The following is a 1,591-nucleotide window of genomic DNA, read 5'->3' as shown; positions in this document are numbered from 1 at the left end:
AATCTTCATTTAATAGCTTTCCTAGTGTACCATCGCTTGTAGAGAAACTTTCTATGGCAGAATTTAGACTAGCCACAGCTTTATTTACTTCATTGAGTGTTTTTTGGAGTTCCAACCTCTTGAGCGAATCTGTAAATTGGTTGAGGTTGCTAAGTACAGGCCTGGTTTGAGCTAAAGTCTTATTTAGTTCACCCCCTACTGTGGTGTAAGTGGCAGTAAGTTCATCAAGGTTTCTTCTTGTCTTTACAATAGTAGAATTAAGTAGCACTGGTGTTTTCTCAAAACTATCCATCATACGGTTGATTTTCTCACTATTGCCATTAAGATTATCCAGGATAGTATTTATCTTTTTGATAGTGGCCTCAAGGTTATTTGCCACCGGTTGCGCACTTTCAGCTAAAATATCCGCAATCCCTTTATCCAGTCGGGCCAAAATGGTATCACCCGGGGTAAGCGGTTTTTGAATGTTGCCCGGATATAATAGAATAGACTTATTACCTAAGAAATCGCTGTTGAGCGTAGCTACGGCAGAATCTCCGATTATCACATCTCCGCTAATGTCAATTTCTACCAGTATTTTACCACTATTGCGCTGTAAGAGTCTAATTTGACTTACACGTCCGACAGCAAAACCATTTATGTAAACAGGATTGGAAGCATTAAGACCATCTACATTTTCATAAATGGCAAAATATTTATCATTGCTAGAAAAAAAATCTATGCCTTTTAGGTAGTTGAAACCGAGGTAGAGCACTGAAATCGTGACCACCATAAATAAACCTACCTTTAACTCCTTAGATATTCTCACAAACTGTTTTTTAGTTTAAAGACTCAATGTCAGCTTTATAATCTCTGAAGGCTCTAAATATACCTGAGGCTATATTGCCTTGTATGGAACCATCATTTAATTCCCGCTCTTCTTTGGGGTTCGAAAGATAACCAATTTCTACTAAAACACTAGGCATGGCGGTACTCCATAAAACTAAAAGACTTGACTGTTTGACACCTAAACTCCTGCGACCAGCTCTATGTTTAAACTGGTCTTGAATTTTGGTGGCCAAGGCTATGCTCTTATCCTGAAAAGCAGACTGAGTAAGAGAAAATAATATGTAGGATTCGGGGGATTTAGGATCGAAATCATAAGTTTTTTCATAGTCCTCCTCCATTAATATTACAGAATTTTCTCTTTTTGCTACTTCAAAATTTCGACCTGAATTTTGAGCGCCCATCACATAAGTTTCTGTACCATAGACAGCATTCCTTCTGGCATCGCTTATATCTCTTGGCAATGAGTTGGCATGAATAGAAATGAAGACATCGGCCTCATTTTTATTAGCTATGTTGGCTCTTTCATGAAGTTCAACAAAATCATCGGTAGTCCGGGTATAAATTACTTTAACATCTGGTAAGAATTCCTTTATATATCCTCCCAATTTCATAGCAACCTTTAAAGCTATATCTTTTTCCATCGAGTAGCTTCCTACAGTACCCGAGTCCTTCCCTCCATGACCAGCATCGATAACAACGGTTCTAACATGAAATTCGGACTTTCTTATAGTGGATGAAGAAGTTAGCAAGGTTATTGCTATGA

At 38.0% G+C, this 1,591-nt stretch carries 2 protein-coding genes; both read right to left on the bottom strand.

Annotation, left to right across the window (positions count from 1 at the left end; genetic code table 11):
* Nucleotides 1–808, bottom strand: an 808-nt coding sequence (locus E1176_RS01260; protein WP_155208771.1) for an MlaD family protein, incomplete at its 3' end; no start/stop codon positions are given.
* 10 nt (nucleotides 809–818) lie between these two features.
* Nucleotides 819–1,589: an N-acetylmuramoyl-L-alanine amidase gene (locus E1176_RS01255; RefSeq protein ID WP_185152526.1), complete on the bottom strand. Its 771-nt coding sequence runs from the start codon at nucleotides 1,587–1,589 to the stop codon at nucleotides 819–821.
* Between the last annotated feature and the right edge of the window lie 2 nt (nucleotides 1,590–1,591).

The sequence above is a fragment of the Fulvivirga aurantia genome, from assembly GCF_009711475.1.
Lineage (GTDB): Bacteria > Bacteroidota > Bacteroidia > Cytophagales > Cyclobacteriaceae > Fulvivirga > Fulvivirga aurantia.
This window is presented reverse-complemented; position numbering and strand designations above follow the sequence as displayed.